The organism is Dehalococcoidia bacterium (assembly GCA_041653995.1).
GTDB lineage: Bacteria > Chloroflexota > Dehalococcoidia > GIF9 > UBA5629 > CAIMUM01.
Genome location: JBAZEK010000001.1, coordinates 466,758 through 486,435 on the forward strand (window position 1 = coordinate 466,758; position 19,678 = coordinate 486,435).

General features: G+C 52.9%; 19 protein-coding genes. 14 read left to right on the plus strand and 5 right to left on the minus strand.

Annotated elements, in window-relative coordinates; genetic code table 11:
- The first annotated feature begins 2 nt into the window (after positions 1-2).
- Positions 3-371, plus strand: a complete 369-nt coding sequence (gene queD / locus WC359_02250) for a 6-carboxytetrahydropterin synthase QueD (protein ID MFA5399252.1) — start codon at positions 3-5, stop codon at positions 369-371.
- A gap of 4 nt (positions 372-375) precedes the next feature.
- Here queD and WC359_02255 read toward each other — a convergent pair whose 3' ends face one another.
- Positions 376-558, minus strand: a complete 183-nt coding sequence (locus WC359_02255) for a methytransferase partner Trm112 (GenBank protein ID MFA5399253.1) — start codon at positions 556-558, stop codon at positions 376-378.
- An 84-nt stretch (positions 559-642) separates the two neighbouring features.
- On the minus strand, positions 643-1,218 hold the full coding sequence (locus WC359_02260; GenBank protein ID MFA5399254.1) for a hydrolase: 576 nt from the start codon (positions 1,216-1,218) through the stop codon (positions 643-645).
- A 166-nt stretch (positions 1,219-1,384) separates the two neighbouring features.
- On the opposite strand from WC359_02260, the gene WC359_02265 reads away from it, so the two are divergent.
- Both WC359_02265 and WC359_02270 read left to right on the plus strand, forming a co-directional pair.
- Positions 1,385-1,666: a glutaredoxin family protein gene (locus WC359_02265; GenBank protein MFA5399255.1), complete on the plus strand. Its 282-nt coding sequence runs from the start codon at positions 1,385-1,387 to the stop codon at positions 1,664-1,666.
- Positions 1,663-2,172, plus strand: a complete 510-nt coding sequence (locus tag WC359_02270; protein ID MFA5399256.1) for a ferredoxin-thioredoxin reductase catalytic domain-containing protein — start codon at positions 1,663-1,665, stop codon at positions 2,170-2,172. Before WC359_02265 ends, WC359_02270 begins: the two co-directional genes overlap by 4 nt.
- A 15-nt stretch (positions 2,173-2,187) precedes the next feature.
- Here WC359_02270 and WC359_02275 read toward each other — a convergent pair whose 3' ends face one another.
- Positions 2,188-3,081, minus strand: coding sequence for a hypothetical protein (locus WC359_02275; GenBank protein ID MFA5399257.1), 894 nt, complete (start codon positions 3,079-3,081; stop codon positions 2,188-2,190).
- A 188-nt stretch (positions 3,082-3,269) separates the two neighbouring features.
- On the opposite strand from WC359_02275, the gene WC359_02280 reads away from it, so the two are divergent.
- A complete protein-coding gene (locus tag WC359_02280; GenBank protein MFA5399258.1) occupies positions 3,270-4,049 on the plus strand; it encodes an SGNH/GDSL hydrolase family protein in 780 nt (259 codons plus the stop codon).
- A 61-nt stretch (positions 4,050-4,110) separates the two neighbouring features.
- Here WC359_02280 and WC359_02285 read toward each other — a convergent pair whose 3' ends face one another.
- Together WC359_02285 and WC359_02290 are read right to left on the minus strand one after the other, a co-directional pair.
- Positions 4,111-5,607 carry a 4-hydroxyphenylacetate 3-hydroxylase N-terminal domain-containing protein gene (locus tag WC359_02285; protein ID MFA5399259.1) on the minus strand — a complete coding sequence of 499 codons (1,497 nt, stop codon included), beginning with the start codon at positions 5,605-5,607 and terminating at the stop codon, positions 4,111-4,113.
- Between the two features lie 15 nt (positions 5,608-5,622).
- Positions 5,623-6,261: a TetR/AcrR family transcriptional regulator gene (locus WC359_02290; protein ID MFA5399260.1), complete on the minus strand. Its 639-nt coding sequence runs from the start codon at positions 6,259-6,261 to the stop codon at positions 5,623-5,625.
- Positions 6,262-6,477: 216 nt separating this feature from the next.
- On the opposite strand from WC359_02290, the gene WC359_02295 reads away from it, so the two are divergent.
- The 10 genes from WC359_02295 to WC359_02340 all read left to right on the plus strand — a co-directional run bounded on the left by WC359_02295 (position 6,478) and on the right by WC359_02340 (position 19,676).
- Positions 6,478-7,956: a CoA-acylating methylmalonate-semialdehyde dehydrogenase gene (locus WC359_02295; GenBank protein MFA5399261.1), complete on the plus strand. Its 1,479-nt coding sequence runs from the start codon at positions 6,478-6,480 to the stop codon at positions 7,954-7,956.
- Between the two features lie 34 nt (positions 7,957-7,990).
- Positions 7,991-9,895: a thiamine pyrophosphate-dependent enzyme gene (locus tag WC359_02300; GenBank protein MFA5399262.1), complete on the plus strand. Its 1,905-nt coding sequence runs from the start codon at positions 7,991-7,993 to the stop codon at positions 9,893-9,895.
- Positions 9,896-9,910: 15 nt separating this feature from the next.
- Positions 9,911-10,750, plus strand: coding sequence for a transketolase (locus WC359_02305; protein MFA5399263.1), 840 nt, complete (start codon positions 9,911-9,913; stop codon positions 10,748-10,750).
- A 2-nt stretch (positions 10,751-10,752) separates the two neighbouring features.
- The gene (locus WC359_02310) at positions 10,753-11,697 is read left to right on the plus strand and encodes a transketolase C-terminal domain-containing protein (GenBank protein MFA5399264.1); all 945 of its coding nucleotides are present in this window, start codon (positions 10,753-10,755) and stop codon (positions 11,695-11,697) included.
- Between the two features lie 12 nt (positions 11,698-11,709).
- Complete coding sequence (locus WC359_02315) at positions 11,710-12,342, plus strand: RpiB/LacA/LacB family sugar-phosphate isomerase (protein MFA5399265.1); 633 nt, start codon at positions 11,710-11,712, stop codon at positions 12,340-12,342.
- A 20-nt stretch (positions 12,343-12,362) separates the two neighbouring features.
- Positions 12,363-13,436: a Gfo/Idh/MocA family oxidoreductase gene (locus tag WC359_02320; protein ID MFA5399266.1), complete on the plus strand. Its 1,074-nt coding sequence runs from the start codon at positions 12,363-12,365 to the stop codon at positions 13,434-13,436.
- A gap of 80 nt (positions 13,437-13,516) precedes the next feature.
- Positions 13,517-14,254, plus strand: a complete 738-nt coding sequence (locus tag WC359_02325; GenBank protein ID MFA5399267.1) for a hypothetical protein — start codon at positions 13,517-13,519, stop codon at positions 14,252-14,254.
- Positions 14,255-14,452: 198 nt separating this feature from the next.
- Positions 14,453-15,886, plus strand: a complete 1,434-nt coding sequence (locus WC359_02330; GenBank protein MFA5399268.1) for a metallophosphoesterase — start codon at positions 14,453-14,455, stop codon at positions 15,884-15,886.
- A gap of 162 nt (positions 15,887-16,048) precedes the next feature.
- Positions 16,049-18,859 carry a Gfo/Idh/MocA family oxidoreductase gene (locus WC359_02335; GenBank protein ID MFA5399269.1) on the plus strand — a complete coding sequence of 937 codons (2,811 nt, stop codon included), beginning with the start codon at positions 16,049-16,051 and terminating at the stop codon, positions 18,857-18,859.
- 28 nt (positions 18,860-18,887) lie between these two features.
- Entirely contained in the window at positions 18,888-19,676 is a 789-nt protein-coding gene (locus WC359_02340; protein ID MFA5399270.1) for a 3-keto-5-aminohexanoate cleavage protein, read from the plus strand.
- Positions 19,677-19,678 lie beyond the last annotated feature (2 nt).

Below are 19,678 nucleotides of genomic sequence, written 5' to 3' on the forward strand. Positions count from 1 at the left end.
ATATGTATACCATCTCGGTTGAAAAGAACTTCGATGCCGCCCATTTTCTGCGCGGTTATTCAGGAAAGTGCGAAAAGCTGCACGGTCACAGGTACCGGGTGATTGTGCGATTGATCTGCCACAAGCTGAACGAAGTGGGACTGGCCTATGATTTCACTGCTTTGAAGAGGCAGGTAGCGGAAGTAACGGACAAATACGATCACCAGTGTCTAAACGATATCGAACCATTCGACCGGATCAATCCTTCAGCGGAGAATATAGCGTCTACCATTTATAATGACCTCAAGCCTGATTTCAGTGGAGATGCGGCTCTTGACGGCGTGGAGGTCTGGGAATCGCCTGAGTCATGCGCTCTTTACCGTCAGGGTTGAAAATTTATGAGCTCATATCAGGTGGCAGCAGGTTGGGGATGCTGTCTTTAATAAGATACGTATGATTACATTTAGCACAGAAAAGAGAGCCTGAAGTAATCTCGCCATCGTTCTTTTCATCGACCTTGAGGTCGAGTGACCCTTTGCATACCGGGCAGACGATGATCTCCATTATCGATTCTTTCATATTCTCGATCTATATCCTTTGTGACTTGCTTTCAACCGTATCTATTTTAGCACATCCGCAGTGGAAACAGGCTTATCTAAGGTATCAATTAGTCTCTTTATTCTTAAAGAGAGGCGAGATCACCTTGAACTCGGGTATGCCAGCCCTTTGCAATAGCTGGAACACAGCTATTTCGGTGGTGGTAATGACAGCGCCCGCATCCCGCATCAATTTCAAAGCTTTTTTCCAGTCGGTCTTATATCTTGAGCACACCGCATCACTGATAACGTGTACGTAATACCCCTGTGCCACTAGGTCTATCACCGATTGCAGCACGCATACATGCGATTCGATGCCGGCTACAATTATATATTTCCTCTTCAACTTCTTAAAGGTGTCCTGAAAGGTTTGATCACCCCAGCAGCTGAAGCTGAGCTTATCGATCGGCTTGTAATGATCTTTCAGGCTGGACCTGATAGGATCGACGGTGTTGCCCAGCCCCCTGCTGTATTGCTCGGTAACGATTACCGGTACTTTCAGCATTTCACATGACGCTATTATGAGGTTAACGTTGTTTTCGCAATTGCTGTAGACATCCTTCTTCATAGCTACGGCGAGGTTACTCTGGAAATCGATCAGCAGGAAAACCGCATCGGCCGCGTTCATCTTGTATTTGTCCATAGCGGTGAAGACCTCCTCCATAAAGAGAATACCTGTTGATATTACAGAGAGATGGCAGGCGGTGTCAAAATCAACCGTATTTGCCTGCGCCTCTGAAATTAAGATATCATTCGTTAACGGCATTAAAATGATTTGATCCGGATGGGTGAATCGAGGAGAGGCAACTATGACCATTGAGCATGTCGACGGCAAAAATGCGGGTAAGCTCATGCTTTATGCATTGAGCACATGCATCTGGTGCAGGAAAACCAAGCAGCTGTTAACGGATCTGGGCGTTGAGTACGACTATGTCTTCGTTGACCTGCTTCAAGGGCAGGAGAAGGAGCAGACCATCGCCATAGTGGAGAAATGGAATCCCGATTGCTCATTTCCGACGCTGGTGGTCAACGACAGCAAGTGCATCGTCGGGTTCAAGGAGAACGAGATTAAAGAGGCGCTCAAACTGTGAGTACGGATGATACCATCACCCCCGAAGAGATCGAAAATTATTACCTGAGGTGTAAGAAAGATGCAGAGTCGGGCGGGTATCATATAAATCCGGATGCCGACTTTGCCCGCGGCCTGGTCAACGGCCTGCTGGTCAACCAGGCGCGTTATGGCTATCAGTCATGTCCCTGCCGCCTTGCCAGCGGTAATAAGGATGAAGACCTGGATATCATATGTCCCTGCGATTACAGGGATCAGGATGTGGTCGAATACGGGGCCTGCTACTGTGCCCTGTACGTATCTCAAGACGTACTGGATGGTAAGCAGGAATCGAGATCCATACCCGAGAGAAGACCACCACGTTCGCTTCGCCACAAAAATGCAGCTTCAGCTTCACAGGGGCCTTTGCAAGTGCCTCTGCCAGTCTGGCGCTGTAAAGTTTGCGGATATCTCTGTGCCCGCGACGGTCCTCCCGAGATATGTCCGATCTGTAAAGCTAAAAAAGAAAGGTTCGAACGGTTCCTGTAGTTACGAAATTTTAGTCTACCTGGCCTGTTTCAACGCATAGTAGATTCCGATCAGTGCGATGCCGGCCAGCAGAAGAGCGCCTCCGTATATCATCACACAACAGTTGAAATCCTGCACCAATCGCAGCAGCCAATCCCGGATCAGCGGCGGCAGATTGAACTGTGATATCAGTGACTTGCCCATGCTGCCGGCGGGCAGGATGATGATGAATTGAAGCGCACCGCTGACGGCGGAGATCAGCCCCAGTTCGCCTGACATTAATCGCGGTTTGCGTGCTATCAAAACAATTGCTATGAGCAATAGGATTATCAACAGCAGCAGTGGTACAAAGATGGCCATGAGTATAATAACAAAGGACTTGAGCGCAGCCAACTGCTCAAGCATATCGAACAGGCTGTTTATCTGCCCGGTGTCAATATTTTTTGTAATCGATTCTGCGTTGACGCCCAGCATCTGAAATACAGGGCTGAGTGCTGGTAGGTCCATTAACGCCTGGATATGGGCTGCCAGATTATTAAATATCGGCTTTTGCGCAGCTATCGTATCCAGCAGTTTACCTTTTTTCAGACTATCGAGTATATATGCATATGTATTCCGCACACAGGTCCGCATTACATCTTTTATCTGCGGCTCAAAGTTGATAACGGCAAGCTCCGCGGATTTGCCCAGCACAGGATTCTTGGGAGCTACATTTTCTTTGAGCCAGATGTTTGCGAGGGCCGGGACATCGATGTCGTTCACATAGGAAGCGACACAATCGGGATTGAAGGCGGTTTGCTGCAGCGACATTATTGGCCCGAACAAAACAAGAATAACGAATAGCAGTATCCCCAGGATGATCAACAGTATTTTTTTCCCGGATGAGACCTCGGGCGCATTACTGAAGTAGCCGATAAACCCTGTCTTCATTTCACTACCCCCTTTTTTCGACTATGGAAAACCGATCGGGACGTATCGTGTGACAATTGTATCATCGCGATGATATGTTGCCAAAGAGGAGTGTTGATAAGGTTCGCTGCTTGCGATAAGATAGTACGGCTGTAATAACGAAAATACCCGGTGTTTCACAGCGGCCGTTCTGGCCAATCGCTCCCGCCATGAATGATCTGACAAAGAAATATGAACTGCACAGGCTTGCCTGGCTGCAAAGACAGGGCTCCGTCTATTTCCCTTTCTGGGATATGGTCTTTAAGTACCCCCCGCTGGCCTGCTTTAACTCACTGGTGAAGCTGAAGGCAAGGTTATTCAATACCTGCATCATACATACCATAGGGGACAGCCATGTCAAGCCCTTCATCTATCGCTGTCCCTTTCTGGTGCATCATATATCACAGGCCACGGCACATAACCTGATAAAGGAGGGAAGCTTCACCAGGTCGTCGGAGTACCTGGCGCTGTTTCTCCAAAGGGTGAATAAGCAACGGGACGTCGTCTTTCTGGTTTTCGGGGAGATCGATGCCAGGGTCCATATTTATTTACAGTACGGCAAGAGCGGCAAAACCATCAGTATCGATACATTGATCGACAACACCGTCGCCAGGTATTGCGCGGCCATACAGCGTATAAAGGACGACGGTTACGCCGTCTGTATACACGGCATTCCGCCGGCAGCCAGCAAGGAGTTCATCACCGCCCTGCCCTTTGCGGGCAACGCCAGGGAGCGTAGCGAGATATCCAGGATATTCAACGAGAAACTCAGGTCCTTCTGTGAGAGCATCGATGTGCCGTACGTGGATATCCAATCGATCGCATCGGATCGCAAAGGCTTTATCAAGAAGTATTATCTGGCAGATGAGGTACACTGCAACAGCAGGATAGTGCCATTCACCCGTAAAACGATTGCAACATCTTTCAGTGGAATAAAAAAGATAGGTTAAAGTATTACAGCGGACTTAGAAGATAAGGCCGGCCCCGCTTGGCGGGGCCGGCTTTTTTCTGTTAGCTCTCTATTCCGGCTATCCTCTTGGCCATGTTCTTACAGGCTTCGATATCGTATTGCGTGGTGATGGCGATCTGTTCCATAACGGGTGACCCGCCTCCATGGAAACCGCCTACCTGCGCTATGCCGCCGGTGGCCGAGCAGAGCATATCTCCCACATGCATCCAGAGCTTGATGGCGTCATCGACTTTTATGTCCGGATTGCGCATGGTGTATTTCTCCAGCAGCTCCCTGGTCTCGGGATTGAGGAAATCTCCCTCGTGCGGGAAGGTGGCCGGGATTCCGCCTGCCACGTCACAGAGTATCTCCGCCTCGCGGTAGACCGCCTCACCGGTCAGGCAGCGTCCTACATTGGCGTATATCGAGTTGGGGATGAAGCTTCCCGGGCCGTAGGGCATGAAGCCCATACCCGGTATATAGACCTCCGGTCGGCCCAACTCCGAGGCAGTGAATCCAGCCGCGTATCCGAGTTCGGACACCATGATCAGCTCTGCCAGCTTCTCCCGGACATGTCCGGCCTTGGCAATACCGTTATACTCAGCGGCCAGTGCCACTGTCCCCAGCATCAGGTCTCCGATGGCGGGCTTGCAGCCCGAGTAGCTGTGGCGATGGAAGAGGGCGAAAAGCAGCGCGCCCACAGCACCGTGAATGGTCTCGCCCGCCACGAATACTCTCTCCCATGGTATAAATGCCTTGTCGAAGATAGTATAAGAGTCGGTAGCACCCTGCATAACTCCCTTTTTGTAATGCTTGCGCTCCCTGAGGTTGTGGATGGTTACGACCTGCTTGATGCCCTCCCAGTCGGCGGGTATGGCAAAGGCCACCGCCCAGTCCTTCTCTTCGGGCAGCAGAGAGCGTGTGGGCACGACAACGATCTCGTCGGCAGTCGAAGCCTCGGAGTTATGTACCTTGCAGCCGCTCACTACGATGCCGTCGCTCTTGCGCTCCACGATATGCAGGTACAAGTCCGGGTCCTGCTGCTGGCTGGGCCTCTTCATTCGGTCGCCCTTGACGTCTGTTTGTGCGCAGCAACCGACCAGGTCTTTGGTCTGGAAGCTCTCCAGCCATTTAAGGAAATTCTTATGGTACTCGGTCGCGCCTTTGTTATGCTTGTCGGCCTCAAATGATATGGCATTACATGCATTGGTGCCATCGATACCCATGCAGCGCTGTATGCAGCCGCCTACCTGCTGGCAGAGGGCGCGGGTCATGTCCTGCTTCTTGTGCAGGTCCTCCTTGCTCTGGTGGACGTGGGTAAAGCGGTTGATGGTGTTGCCCGTTATGTGGCTCTTGGCAAGGACAAGGTCCTGAAACCTGGGATCCTGGGCGAAATCGTAGGTCGACCCGATAATGTTGATAGTGTTCATCTGCAACTCATCGGTGCGGTCGATCAGATGGCCGTCGAAATACACATTGCGGCGCATCTTGCCAAGCCTGTCGATGAACTGCTTCTTGGTACTGAGGGTTTTCGTTCCTGGTTTGCTGCCTGTCGTCATGATTCCTCCTATTTGTTAATTAATTATTTCTGCAGTTTTTGATTTTTCGAGCTGTGTGAGCACCAGTTTAACCTGTTCTCTGGTATAACTCTCAAGAGTATAATAGTTTTTCAGGTACCATCCGCGGTTGGCCCAGGCGTTGGCCATGGCCACGATATTATGCGCTACCAGCCTGGCATCGTCGGTGGAAAACTCACCCAGCTCGATTCCGCGCTGTATCAGGTTTTCAAAATACTCCACAACCATGGACTCGGCCTCGTAGATTATGCGCCTTTCACTCACTGTCAATGAAAGCATGATGTGGTTGACGAAGTTGTGGAAGTCGCGATATGTCTCAACAATATCCAGGTAAACTTCTATGGACTTTGTTAGCTGCAAAGAGGGCCTTTCGTTCTGCATCCTTTCGTCAAAACGTCCCAGCGCCTGGCCGGTGAGGTCGGAGGCAAAATTAATAATCAAATACAGGATATCCTGCTTTGACCCGATGTAGTGATAAAGGCCGCCGGTGCTCATCCCCAATGCCGTCGCCAGCTCGCGGGTACTGATGTTGTTATAACCCCTTCTGGCGATCAGCTCGGTGGCCACCTTGACGATATGGCTGCGCCTTTGCTTCACCAGCTCAGTGTCATGGCTGAATGTACGTACCTTCCTCATACCACAGACCGAACGCTCTGTCGTTATGAATATATTTTATCATAATATGGCTACTAATGGAAGCGGGAATAATGTCGGAATGTGATGTATAATTGTCTGGATATTCCGATAAGCCTGTTGGGGCAGTGGACTGGTGTGCAGAGGAGATATGAGCGCAGCACGCTATGATAATACCGCAGACCTGCGGTTTAAAAGGATGACCGGAGGATCGATCATATGAAGGGTAAGATGGATATTCTGAATTACATCGGGGGCAAATGGCTGCCGTCCAAGTCAGCCGATATGCAGGACGTAATAAATCCGGCTACCGGAGAAGTACTGGGACAGGTACGTCTCTCCACCGCTGAAGAGGTTAAGAACACAGTGGATGCGGCTGCCGGGGCTTTGCCTTCCTGGCGCAGAACTCCGGCAACGGAGCGTGTGCAGCACCTCTTCAAGTTGAAGAATCTGCTGGAAGATCATTTTGAGGACCTCTCGCGTATGATAACTATGGAGTGCGGTAAAACTCTGGAAGAGGCGAGAGGTGAAACACGCCGCTTGATTGAGAACGTCGAATCGGCCTGCGGCATTCCTCAGTTGATGCAGGGTTACAACTCGGAAGATATAGCGCGGGGGATCGACGAGAGCATGATCAGACAGCCTGTGGGCGTGTGCGCGGTGATCGCCCCGTTTAATTTTCCCGGCATGGTGCCCTTCTGGTTTTTACCATACGCGGTTGCCTGCGGCAATACTTATGTAGTCAAGCCGTCTGAGAAGGTGCCCTGTACTTTGCAAAAGATATTCGGCCTGATAGAGCAGGCCGGATTCCCACCGGGTGTGCTCAATCTCGTTAATGGGGCCAAGGAAGTGGTGGATGGTCTGCTGGATAATCCAGCCGTCCGTGCTGTGAGTTTTGTGGGCTCAACGCCCGTTGCCCAATATGTATACAGCCGCGCCACGGCCGCCGGCAAGAGGGCACAGTGCCAGGGTGGCGCCAAGAACCCCCTGGTTATCATGCCCGATGCAGATATAGATATGGCGGCGCGCATAACGGCCGATAGTGCATTCGGATGTGCCGGCCAGCGCTGTCTGGCTGGATCGCTGGTTATAACTGTGGGAGAGGCGAAAGGCCCTTTCACAAAGGCGATTGCAGAGGCGGCCGAGATGAGGGTGGTCGGGTACGGCCTGGATGAAAAGGTGCAGATGGGGCCGGTGATTACGCAGCAGAGCAAGGCCAGGATCGAACACTTTATCGGGCAGGGCGAAAAAGAAGGTGCGCGCGTGCTAACCGACGGCAGGGGAACGGTTATCAAAGGCTATGAGCACGGCAGCTTTGTGCGTCCCACGGTTCTTGACGGCCTGCCGCCCAAAGGCGAGGTGGCCACTACCGAGATATTCGGACCGGTGCTGGGATTGATACACGTTGAGAGCCTCGACCAGGCGATAGAGCTTGTCAACGACAGCCGCTACGGGAATATGGCATGTATATTTACAGGCAGCGGCGCAGCGGCCCGGAAATTCCGCTACGAGGCCGAGGTCGGCAATATGGGCATCAATATCGGCATAGCAGCGCCCATGGCCTTTTTCCCGTTCAGCGGGTGGAAGGACAGTTTCTTTGGCGATCTGCATGGACAGAGCCTGGATGCCCTGGAATTTTTCACACAGAAAAAGGTTGTTGCCGAACGCTGGCCGAAGGAATGGACGCGCAAATTTTAACATTTTGAATTCCATTGAGGAGATACCGTAAAGCGTGATTTATGATCAGATAGGCGCGGCGCGACAGGAGCGTGTGGCCGCTATAGTCAAACATGGCAGCCTGGACGCCACACTTGCCGGCCCCGGCTACCCGCGCCGTCATGACCTGACTCTGTCCGAGGCGGTCGTGCTGGGGCTGTTAAGGCAGGACGTGCGCACGTATTTCGCTGTGTTCGGCCACGGCAGCACGGACGTCGCCGAGGTGCTGCGCGTATATCAACATGCCGGACTGGTCAGGGTGCTCAACGTCCGTAACGAGATCGAGGCGTCGCACGCTGCGGCAGCACTGCGCTGGGCCACCGGAAAAAAAGCTGCGGTCATAACATCCATCGGCCCCGGCGCTCTTCAAGCCATGGCCGCCTCGCTCGTTCCGTCATCCGACGGCCTTGGGGTCTGGTACCTGTTCGGTGATGAGACAACCGAGGACGAAGGCTTCAACATGCAACAGATACCCAAGTACGAGCAGGGCCTTTTCCTGCGGCTATGTTCCACCATGGGCCATGCCTATACCCTGCATACACCGCTGGCGGTTTCCACCGCGCTCAGGCGTGGTCAGGCCGTTGTCGATCATCCTTATCGCGCAGGCCCGTTCTTTTTACTGCTGCCCATGAACACACAGGCTGCAATGCTCAGGCAGTTCGTGCTCAACGAGCTGCCCCAGAAGATATCCATCACGATAGGAGCCGCAGAAGGAGACTTCTCGTCCGCTGCACAAAGGTTAAGGGAAGCAAAGCGCGTGGTTGTACGCGCTGGAGGGGGCGCACGCGGCGCCGGGGGGGAAGTCGGCGAACTTCTGGAGCTTTGCGACGCCGTAGCTGTGGTTTCTCCCCTCGCCAGCGGTGTGGTACCTTACAATAATCCCCGCAATATGACCGTGGGAGGCTCCAAGGGCACATTATGCGGCAACTATGCGATGGAGAACGCTGACCTGCTGCTGGCCGTCGGGACGCGCTTCGTGTGCCAGTCGGACTGCTCGCGCACCGCTTATTTGCGCGTAAAACAGGTCATTAATATCAACGCTGATATAGAGGCTGCCGTCAACTACAACAGCGACGAGCAATCCGGCGGCTCCCTCGCCCTGATCGGCGATATACGCCTAACGCTGCAAAGGTTGTTAAAGGAGCTGCGTAATGGCCCGCCGAAAACGAAGGGCGAACCGTCGGAGTGGTTGAGCTTCTGCAGCGCCAGGCGTGTCGAATGGGATAAATTCAAGCAGGAGCGCTATCAACATCCGCTGCTTTACGACAACGTCTGGAAGAGAGAGGTGCTTACGCAGCCGGCCGTTATCAAAACGGCGGACGACTGGGCAAGAAACAAGAAAGACGTTATCAAGTTTTTCGATGCCGGCGACGTACAGGCCAACGGCTTCCAGATCGTTGAAGACGAGGAGCCCGGACTTACTCTGACGGATACGGGCGCCAGCTATATGGGGTTCGCCGTATCCGCCCTGCTTTCCACTGCTGCGGCAGACAAGAAATTTTTCGGCCTTGCTTTTTCGGGTGACGGCTCTTTTACCATGAACCCGCAGATACTGATCGACGGAGTCCAGCATGGCGCGCGCGGCTGTATCCTGCTACTGGACAACCGCAGGATGGCGGCCATCACCGGCTTGCAGGTCGCGCAATACGGCCATGAGTTCGCCACCAGCGATTCGGTCGAAGTGGACTACCTGAAATGGGCGTCGTCTGTTAAAGGTGTCCGCGCGATTGATGGAGGTTCTTCACCGGATGGACTGCGGGCCGCTCTGGACAAAGCGTATGCCTATGACGGGTTATCTCTGATACACGTGCCCGTTTACTTCGGTGATGATGAGCTGGGCGGTATGGGTGTTTACGGCCGATGGAATGTGGGGAACTGGTGTGAAGGCACGCAGGCACTGCGGCATGATATCGGATTGTAAAGACATAGATATACGATGAAAAACTTCGATAGCAAGTTGATCGCCGATCTGAAAGCGCAGGCCAATTACCTGCGCCGGCAGAGCCTGACTATGATCTACCGCCGTCAGGCCGGCCATCCCGGCGGTTGCCTCTCGGCGGCCGATATAGTGGCCGCGCTTTATTTCAAGGTGCTTCGTATCGATCCCAAAAGGCCGGACTGGGAAGACAGGGACCGCTTTATCCTCAGCAAAGGGCATGCCTCGGCTCTTTTATACTCCGCCCTAGCGCGCCGCGGTTATTTTGCAGAATCCGAGCTCGAGCACTGGGGTGAGCTGGCATGCCAGCTGCAGGGGCATCCCGATCGTCTGAAGACGCCCGGTGTGGATATGACCAGCGGTATCCTCGGGCATGGCATCGCCATAGGCCTTGGCCTATCGCTGGCAGCCCGCCTGCAGAAAAGGGACTATCACACCTATGTGCTGATGGGCGACGGCGAATGCCAGGGAGGCATCGTCTGGGAAGGCGCAAACGCCTGCGCCAAGTTCAATCCGGGCAATCTGACTGCTATCGTGGATTATAACGACGTACAGCTCGACGGGGCCGTGCACGACATCATGCCCATGGAGCCTTTCGCCGATAAGTGGCGCTCCTTCCGCTGGGAAGTCATATCCATCGACGGCCACGATATGGGACAGATATTGAGTGCGCTTGAAGATGCCGCAAGCATGACTCGCGGGCCGGTAGTCATCATAGCCCGAACGGTCAAGGGCAAGGGTGTATCTTTTATGGAGAACAAAGCGCAATGGCACGGGATACCGCCCGACAAGGAGCAATACGCGGCAGCCATGGCTGAGCTGTCCCGGGAGGGCAGTTAACGATGGCGAACCTGGCCATGAGAGAGGCCTACGGGCGCGCGCTGGCGGATTACGGAGCGGTTAATCCAAAAGTAGTGGCGCTGGATGTCGATACTGCTTCCTCTACATTGTCGAATTTCTTCGAAAAACGCTTCCCTGACCGCTTCTTCAACTTCGGAATTGCCGAACCCTGTATGATAGATGCCGCTGTTGGGCTGGCCCTGGCCGGCATGGTTCCCTTCGCCAACGCATTCGCGGCGCTGGCGGCACTGCGCGCTCTGGAACAGGTGCGCACCTGCGTTTGTTACGCCAGGACCAATGTCAAGATCGCCTCCAGCTACGCAGGGGTATCCGACTTCAAGGATGGTCCCACGCACCACGCCATCAGCGATATAGCGATCATGCGGTCCTTGCCTGAGATAACGGTCATTGTCCCGGCTGATGGCAATGAGGCCGCCGCTTTCGTGCCCCTGATAGCGGAATTCGACGGTCCTGTATACTTCAGGCTTAACCGTGCCGCCACCCTGCCCGTATCCAGCCCGGGGGAGGCGCTATCCATCGGAAAAGGCATAGTGCGCAGGCAGGGGAATGACTTAACGATTGTGGCATGCGGCTCGATGACGGGCCGCAGCATGCAGGCGGCTGATGCGCTGGCCTCCAAAGGGCTACAGGCACGCGTTATCGAGATGCATACGGTCAAGCCGCTCGACACGGAATTGATACTGAAGGCAGCGGAGGATACGGGCGCCGTTGTAACGGCCGAAGAGCACACTGTGATCGGCGGCCTCGGCTCGGCTGTGGCCGAAGCTCTGGCTGCTGTCCGGCCCGTCCCTCTGTCCATGGTGGGGATACACGATACGTTCGCCCGCACGGGACCGGACCCGGAATCGATCATGGACGCCTGCGGTATGGGCGTGTCCGACATAGTAAATTCGGCGATGTCACTGATCGACAGGAAAAAGGCATGAGGTGAAGGGGAGATGCGTATAGCAGTAATAAATGAGACGAGCGCGGCGGACCGGAATGCGGATATATTGGCTGCACTGGATGGGATGGGTCATGATGTAATCAACGCCGGTATGAAGAAGAGTGGTGAGAAGCCCGAACTTTCCTATATACACACGGGACTTATGGCCGCTGTGCTTCTCAACGCCGGGACGGTGGATTTTGTGGTAGGCGGGTGTGGGACCGGGCAGGGTTTCCTCAACTCCGTTATGCAGTATCCTGGTGTCACCTGCGGACACATACTCACACCTTTAGACGCCTGGTTGTTCACGCAGATAAACGGCGGCAACTGCATTTCGCTTATGCTCAACCAGGGATATGGCTGGGCAGGCGAGGCCAATCTAAAATTCATATTTGAGAAGCTGTTTTGCATTGAGCCGGGCGCCGGATATCCGCACCACAGGCGGAAACCTCAACGGGAGTCAAGAGAGCTGCTGGGCAGGCTTAACCGGATTACCCATCATAAAATGACGGAGATACTTGCGAAGTTACCCGACGAAGTCGTTTCGCCGGTCGCAGCCTATCCGGGCCTGATAAAAACCATGGAATCATGTAGAGGCAGCGACACAGTGATACTGAGTTCATTGAAAGACAGAATAAAGGGCTGAGGGCCCCTGGGGAGGAGAATATGAAACCGATCGGTGTTGCTATCGTAGGGTGCGGGCGTATCTCAGACCTGCATCAGTTAGGTTACCAGGGGATATCGGACGCCCGTATTGTTGCTGTTTGTGACCTGAACGGGGAAACAGCCGAGAAACAGGCCGGGAAGTGGGGTGTGAAAAAGTTTTGTACCGAATATGGTCAGGTGCTGGCAGATCCGGATGTGGACCTGGTTGAGCTTCTCCTGCCTCACCATCTTCATGCGGATATGACGGTGGAGGCCTGCCGCGCGGGCAAGCACGTAAGCGTACAGAAACCCATGGCTACCTGCGTATCCGAGGCCGACCGCATGATCGAGGCGGCCAGGAAAGCCGGCGTGGTACTCCGTATATACGAGACGTTCGTCTTCTATCCACCTGCGGTTATGGCAAAAAAGCTGTTGATGGCAGGAGAGATCGGTGAGCCGCAGATGCTGCGAATGCATGTGAGCACGGGAATTATGGATTGTGGTTGGGAGATTCCCATGGACGCCTGGATATGGCGCTTCAACGAAGAACAGTGCGGAGGAGGCCCCATGGTATTCGACCATGGATATCACCTGTACTCGCTGGCGCACTATCTGATGGGCCCTGTTGAGAGGGTCAAGGCCTGGATCGATCGCACGGAAGTAATGTCCGGCGTGTATCTGGATGCGCCTGCCGTCATGATGTTCCAGTTCAAGTCGCCAAGGCGCTATGGAGTCTTCGATGTGGAGCATACACCCAATACGCAGATTTCGTCAGACTATTATGTTGACGACGACAGGATTGAAATAATCGGCGATAAAGGGATGATCTTTATTAACCGTTACACGGCCAGGACAGTGGACCTGCCCGAAGTTATGATCTTTAAGGACGGCAAAACTACACCGGTGCCGGTGGATCGGGTGGACTGGTCGTGCGGCTTTATCGATTGCACCAGGCACCTGATCGATGTGTTGAGAGAGGGGGGAGAACCTGTGCTGGACGGCCCAACGGGCAAATCGGTGCTCCAGTTCGCCCTGGCAGCCCTGAAATCTGCCAGAACCGGCCAGGAGGTCAGGCCGGACGAAATAACAGGGTGACAGATGTCATAGACTGTTCCGGCTGAGGATGCGATATTTTACATTGTTACCCTGGCAATGCTTGTAGAGGAAGAGACTGAATGAAGAAGCAATACGGCTTGTTCTGGATAGCGCTGATACTGGTAGTGGTATCGGTTGGAACGTACCTCGGGCATTACCTTATTTTTCATGATGAGCACCACATATTCATATTCTTAATGGGTGATCTGGCTTTTTTGCCGCTGGAGGTCTTGCTCGTCGGCATCGTGGTTGAGAGGATACTTAGCCGCCGTGAAACGGAGGAGAAGATCAGAAAATTGAACATGGTCATCAGCGCCTTCTTTTCCGAGGTGGGAAATCCTCTTGCTTGCATGTTGCTGAACGCCACTCCGCAAAGAGATCAGATTATCGAGAACCTTGACGTGAAGGCGAAGTGGAAAGATCCGGATTTTAAAAAGGCCCGTCAATTCGTAGAGAAGAACACCTCGGTGGGCTTTGAGGGTATGGATATAGCGGGACTTATGGATTTCCTGCGCAGCAAGAGGTCCTTCATGCTTACACTCATCGAGAATCCCAATGTGCTAGAGCACGAGAGTTTTTCAGACCTGCTGCTTTCCGAGTTTCATCTTACCGAGGAGCTTGATTCCAGACCTTCCCTGGTCAATCTGACAACAAAAGACGCCGCGCATATAAACGAAGATATAAAGCGTGTATACAGGCATTTGATAATCCACTGGCTGAATTACATGCAGCACTTGAAGTCAAACTATCCCTACCTTTACTCCCATTACCTGCGCATACATCCCTTCCAGTCGCACCCGTCCGCCGTGGTCGAATAGGCTTCCGTCAAGCCGGATTATATGCAGTAGCTTAACTGAGCGCATTGCATGAACAACGTATTCCGAATTGCCTTGACTCTTCAATAAATATGTTGATAGTCTTGTAAATAAATGGGCACACAGTCGCTGTCAGCTAATCGCCTGCAGATCGACGTTAATTATTACGCCCTGGTTTAGTTCTATTAGATGGAGGTTGCCATGTGGAAAGATACTAAAGATTATATAAGAACAATGCCGGCCGCTAGGAAGTTCATGTGGTTCGCCGCTGTGGCGGCCGGGACTGTACTGATGCTTGCCTTCCTTATCTGGGCCTTTAGGCAGCATGGGACAATAGGTCTCTTTGAGGTTAATGGCGTCTTCCGAATCGCGTTCATCGTATTGATATGCTTTACCATTGCGTTGCCGTTTTTGGCCGTTCTGGATGTCTGCCTCGCTTCACGCAAGTCGGCGGGAAAGATACGGCTGCCCTCCTTTTACATCTGGATAATAGCAGTCATCGCCATTGTCCTCCCCTCAGTCTTGATGGGATGGCTGATACCGCAGGCTTCGCAGCGCGCGGGTGACAAGGCGGTGCAATTGCTGACGGCGGACGGCTCCGGTAAAAACGGGATTCCCAATCTGGCAGTAACCTTCTGGACCCTCAATCCCACGCAAAACACGTTGAAGTGGGGAAAAGGTAATAGCATCAATATCGAAAAAGAGGATACCCCCTCGCAGCAGCATGCAATTATGCTTCGTGATCTCCAGCCGGCCAGCAGCTACCAGTACAGCCTGAATGATGCTGCACCGGTTAACTTTGTCACGATGCCTGGGAAAGGGCAGCCCCTTCATTTCGCCGTGGGCAGCGATGCTCATTTCGGCGCAGGCACCGCCCGAAACGACCTGACGAGCAAGATGCTGCAGCAGATCGCCGACCCCGAGCATGACTATCGGATGTTCTTCTTCCTCGGTGATCTGGTTGAGCATGGCTTTAACGATGCCCAATGGGAGACGGCTATCGATGCGTTCTCGGCAACCACCTCTAAAATACCCACGCGGATTGTTGTGGGCAACCATGATACGCTCTTCGGAGGCCTGAATTTATACCGGGAATATATGTACCCTCAGCCAATGGAGTTGCAGACCGGGTCACGACTCTGGCAGCGCATCGATGCAGACGATATCCATTTTCTGCTCCTCGATCTCGAATGGGGGACTGAGAGCTATACACCGGAGCAGGCGGCCTGGCTGGAGGGACAGCTTTCAACCATACCGGCTGAAGATTGGTGCATTGTAATGAGCCATTGTTTCTACTATTCTTCCGGCGGTGTATGGGATATGTGGACCTGGTATGATGACAAGAGTATGATCGAAAAGCTGACGCCCTTATTCGAAAAATATGATGTCGATCTTGTCTTCAGCGGACATAACCACCTGCTCGAAGTGTTGCAGAAAAACAATGTTACATATGTTATTTGCGGCGCCTTCGGCGGTTTGCCCGACCCCGAGAGGTCGTATATCTCTCCGGCCAGCATCTGGTATAAGGGAAATCAGCAGGCTTTTGTGGATGTAACCATAGCGCAGGACGAGGCAGTTTTAAAGTTTCGCGATCCAGATAATATTGACTTGAAGTCATTTGCAGTACCTCGCTGAAGAGATTGTCGTTCAATAGTTCGGATGTGTGCTGCTGTGGATCATCATGGCAGGGCCCGTCCGATTGATTTCACGTATTATGGACTTTATAATGAATAACTGTCCGTAATTCACACCGATGAGGAGTACACCTCAGAAGTCAACCGGTGAATAAAGGGAGGTTTGAAGAATATTACTATGGGCTGGAAGGTAGATAGCAAACAACCGATCGATGAAGGTTTAAAGCAGTGTATGCTGGAGAAGGTTGAAGGTGGAACATTTGGATTAAAAGACCTGAAAGATTTCTTAACGCTTTTTACACAGGTTGCCAACAGCTGCGACGAAACCAAAGACGAAGTGAGGGGATTCAACCGCAAGTTCCAATTCAGGCTATTGAATTATCCCGCTTTTTGGTTGAGCATCCAGGGGGGAAGCTTCGAGATGGGCGAGGGGGATATTGAGGCTCCCGATATAATCCTGGAGATGGACGCTGTGCTGGGCGCCGGCGTTTTTACGGGCCAGGTTGATGCCACCGTGGCATATATGAATGGTGACTTGAAGGTGGACGGGAGCCTGCCCGATGCGATCAAGTTTCGCACTCTGGTCGATCTGATACGGGAGGATCTGGACATGGAGCCCGGGCAGGCGCCTGCACCAGGAGGCGGCACTGCCGAAGCATCTCAAAATAAAACAGCCTCCCAGCGCAAGTCGGGCAAGGATACCAAGGGCAAATACGTTAAGTTCGGCATCATCGGAGCGGGATCGGTCTGGGATTTCCACAGGTCGGCCTGTGAGGATTCACCCAATCTTAAGTTTGTGGCGGTATATGATAAGAACCAGAAGCATGCGGAAAAAGTGGCAAGAAGGTACAGGGCCAATAAGATGCAGGCTTTCAGCGACCTTGACAAATTCCTTGAAAGTGACATCGATGCAGTGCTGATTATGGTGCCTCACATCCATCATGCCGACCTCGTAGCGCGGGCAGCCGCTGCAGGCAAGCATATTCTATGCGAAAAGCCTATGGCCACAACGACTGAAGATTGCGACCGCATGATTAAGGCGGCAAAAGATGCTGGAGTAAAATTTATGATCGCCGAAAACCATCGCTTTTTGCCGGCGCATCAGTATATTCACGATGCCATTAAACAGGGGCTTATCGGTGATGTCCATCTGGTGCGAGCCTACGAGGGGGTCAGCGAGATAGAGGGCATGACCCAACCTAATTCCTGGAAAGGAGACCCGATTAAATCGGGTGGAGGGTCCTTCATGGATATGGGGGCGCATAAGTTCGCCACCCTGGAATGGATCCTTGACGATCAGGTGGAATCCGTATACGTGACGCTTTCCAAACAGGCTACCAATTTGCCCGAGAAAGCGGAGGATAATGCCATGGCATTGGTCCGCTTTCGCAATGGTGTCATGGGTGAAGTGGTTGTGAGCTTCACACAGATTACGCCTGCTTTCAACAGCCTGGAGATATACGGTAGCAAAGGCACAATACTTGAAAATCACATGTGGGATAAGGCAGTGCGTATCTACTCCAGCCATGAGGCTATGGGGGAGAATAAAAACCAGTGGTACGAGCCCGATATCGAGCACGGCCCATTCCCTTCGTATTACAACATATCCATGCGCTACGAGGATGAATATTTCGCGCAATGCATATTGGAGAACAGAGAGCCGGAATTTGCTCCTGAACATGCCAAGAGCGCGATTACCGCGGTGCTGATGGGATATCTGTCTGCCCAGACCGGAAAAGCCGTTACCCGCGCGGACCTGGCAGCAGTCGAGAAGTCCGTCGGAACGGAAAGCATTTTACATAAACTTGCAGAGCATATCCCTATTAATAAGAACTTGCCGGAGGTGAAACGGGTGAAAGCGGTTGGTTTCAACAAGAAAAGGATGGAGCAGATACTCAATAAGCATGACCTGGAACTGATGATTGTAACTTCGCCCGTCAACGTTTTCTACACCAGCGGTATGCCCGTTCTGCATGCCAGCCCCAATCCCATTCTGTTTGCACTGAGCAACCAGTATCCCAACGTCGTAGTGGTCAATCGCGACGGCGGTTCTGCGCTGTTCAACTGGGACCTCTTTCAAAGCGTGGACAAGTTCTCATGGATAGCCGATCACAAGGGTACCATCGGGCAGAAAGAGACCGCCCGCGCCATCATGTCCAAGATCAAGAAATGGGGATTGGAAGGAAAACGGATAGGGGTCGAATCATACGCTCCCAAGTACCTGCTTGATCTCCTGGCCCAGAAGAATCCCGCAGCCGAGGTAGTGACGGCGGATGATGTTCTGCTTGAGATGCGTCTAATTAAAAGTGATGAAGAGATCAAACTGATCGAAAAGGCGACGCAGATTACGGAGAAGGCTGTCGCCGCCTGTATCAAGGCGACCAGAGAGGGTATGACCGATAACGATTTCCTGCTGTTGGCGAGGAAGACCATCATCGAGGAAGGCGCCGAGGCCTGGGACCATCTGACGCACAGCATAGGTGAATCGGATCCCGAGGCGCCTGGCATAGGCACAGTCGTGAGAAGAGGTGATATCTGCCGCTTCGATTTCGGAGCGGCCTATAAGGGATACGTCTCCGACGTAAACCGTCATGCCGTCATCGGTCCGGTACCTGAAGAAGCTAAAGAGATTATAGATCGTCTGATCGTGCTGCAGGAGTATTACGAGAAAAACGCCAAACCGGGTGTCAATATCAAGCATTTGAACGCGGAAGCCGACGCTTTCTATAAAAAGTTGAAGCCCGAGGGATTGACCATGGCGATTGGGCACAGCATAGGGCTGGAGTGCGAGGAGCAGCACCTTTTCGGACCACTGCAGGTGCTGGACAGGCCGTTTGAGAAGAACATGGTGTTTGAGATCGAGGCCTGGGAGTCCTTCGGCAAGATCTTGATCGGTGTGGAGGACTGCTACGTGGTTACCGACACGGGCCTTCGCAAGATAACAACCCTGGATAAACAGATTATTAGTTTGTAGATGCTAGACTCGGCATAAGGAGAATATTATGGACCCGCTTATCATAGTTGCCACGCCGAATACCTGCTGGCTCAAGCCCTCGGTGGACTATCCCCGGACCCCGCAGGCCATAGCGCGGGAGGCCAAACGTTGCCTTGAAAAGGGCGCCTCCGTGCTGCATACGCACGCCGAAGGCCGATGGACCGATGTCATCCGCGCCGTACGTGCTTCCTGCGATATCATCATCCAGAGCGGCATGTCCAGCCTCGAGATAAAGGATCGCCTTGATTGCTTCAGCCAGAAGTCAGATATGCTTTCCATAATACTCAACCACCATGACGAGGCCTTCGCCGAGGTCGACTGCCTCAAGCTGCATTCCAAGCAGGAGCTGGAGAAATATGCCAGGCTATGCAAAAAACATCATGTCGCCCCAGAGTTCGAAGTGTGGCATGCGGGATCCATCTGGAACCTGAACTATCTGATCAATAAGAAGCTGCTGACTACTCCCTATATCACCACGCTCTTTTTCGGCTGGCCGGGTGGTACCTGGTCGCCTCCCACCGTCGAGGAGTATCTCTATCGGCGCAGGCTGTTGCCCCCGGGCTGCGCAGTTGTAGTGAGTATCATGCATCAGGACCAGATGAAGATATTAACGGCCGCCATTCAGGAAGGAGATCATGTACGTGTGGGCACCGAGGATTATTGTTATACGAGGTCGGGGAAATTAGCCAGGACGCACGAACTGGTTGAAGAAATAGCCTTGATCTCACGGTCGCTGGGAAGGCCTGTCGCTAATGTGAAGCAGGCGCGCAGTATATTGGGGCTCAACAGGAGATAAAA

What these genes read in the sequence shown, in the direction of transcription:
- queD (MFA5399252.1), top strand. Translation starts at nt 3, where the DNA reads ATGTATACCATCTCGGTTGAAAAGAACTTCGATGCCGCCCATTTTCTG.
- WC359_02255 (MFA5399253.1), bottom strand. Translation starts at nt 558, where the DNA reads ATGAAAGAATCGATAATGGAGATCATCGTCTGCCCGGTATGCAAAGGG.
- WC359_02260 (MFA5399254.1), bottom strand. Translation starts at nt 1,218, where the DNA reads ATGGACAAATACAAGATGAACGCGGCCGATGCGGTTTTCCTGCTGATC.
- WC359_02265 (MFA5399255.1), top strand. Translation starts at nt 1,385, where the DNA reads ATGACCATTGAGCATGTCGACGGCAAAAATGCGGGTAAGCTCATGCTT.
- WC359_02275 (MFA5399257.1), bottom strand. Translation starts at nt 3,081, where the DNA reads ATGAAGACAGGGTTTATCGGCTACTTCAGTAATGCGCCCGAGGTCTCA.
- WC359_02280 (MFA5399258.1), top strand. Translation starts at nt 3,270, where the DNA reads ATGAATGATCTGACAAAGAAATATGAACTGCACAGGCTTGCCTGGCTG.
- WC359_02285 (MFA5399259.1), bottom strand. Translation starts at nt 5,607, where the DNA reads ATGACGACAGGCAGCAAACCAGGAACGAAAACCCTCAGTACCAAGAAG.
- WC359_02290 (MFA5399260.1), bottom strand. Translation starts at nt 6,261, where the DNA reads ATGAGGAAGGTACGTACATTCAGCCATGACACTGAGCTGGTGAAGCAA.
- WC359_02295 (MFA5399261.1), top strand. Translation starts at nt 6,478, where the DNA reads ATGAAGGGTAAGATGGATATTCTGAATTACATCGGGGGCAAATGGCTG.
- WC359_02305 (MFA5399263.1), top strand. Translation starts at nt 9,911, where the DNA reads ATGAAAAACTTCGATAGCAAGTTGATCGCCGATCTGAAAGCGCAGGCC.
- WC359_02310 (MFA5399264.1), top strand. Translation starts at nt 10,753, where the DNA reads ATGGCGAACCTGGCCATGAGAGAGGCCTACGGGCGCGCGCTGGCGGAT.
- WC359_02315 (MFA5399265.1), top strand. Translation starts at nt 11,710, where the DNA reads ATGCGTATAGCAGTAATAAATGAGACGAGCGCGGCGGACCGGAATGCG.
- WC359_02320 (MFA5399266.1), top strand. Translation starts at nt 12,363, where the DNA reads ATGAAACCGATCGGTGTTGCTATCGTAGGGTGCGGGCGTATCTCAGAC.
- WC359_02325 (MFA5399267.1), top strand. Translation starts at nt 13,517, where the DNA reads ATGAAGAAGCAATACGGCTTGTTCTGGATAGCGCTGATACTGGTAGTG.
- WC359_02330 (MFA5399268.1), top strand. Translation starts at nt 14,453, where the DNA reads ATGTGGAAAGATACTAAAGATTATATAAGAACAATGCCGGCCGCTAGG.
- WC359_02340 (MFA5399270.1), top strand. Translation starts at nt 18,888, where the DNA reads ATGGACCCGCTTATCATAGTTGCCACGCCGAATACCTGCTGGCTCAAG.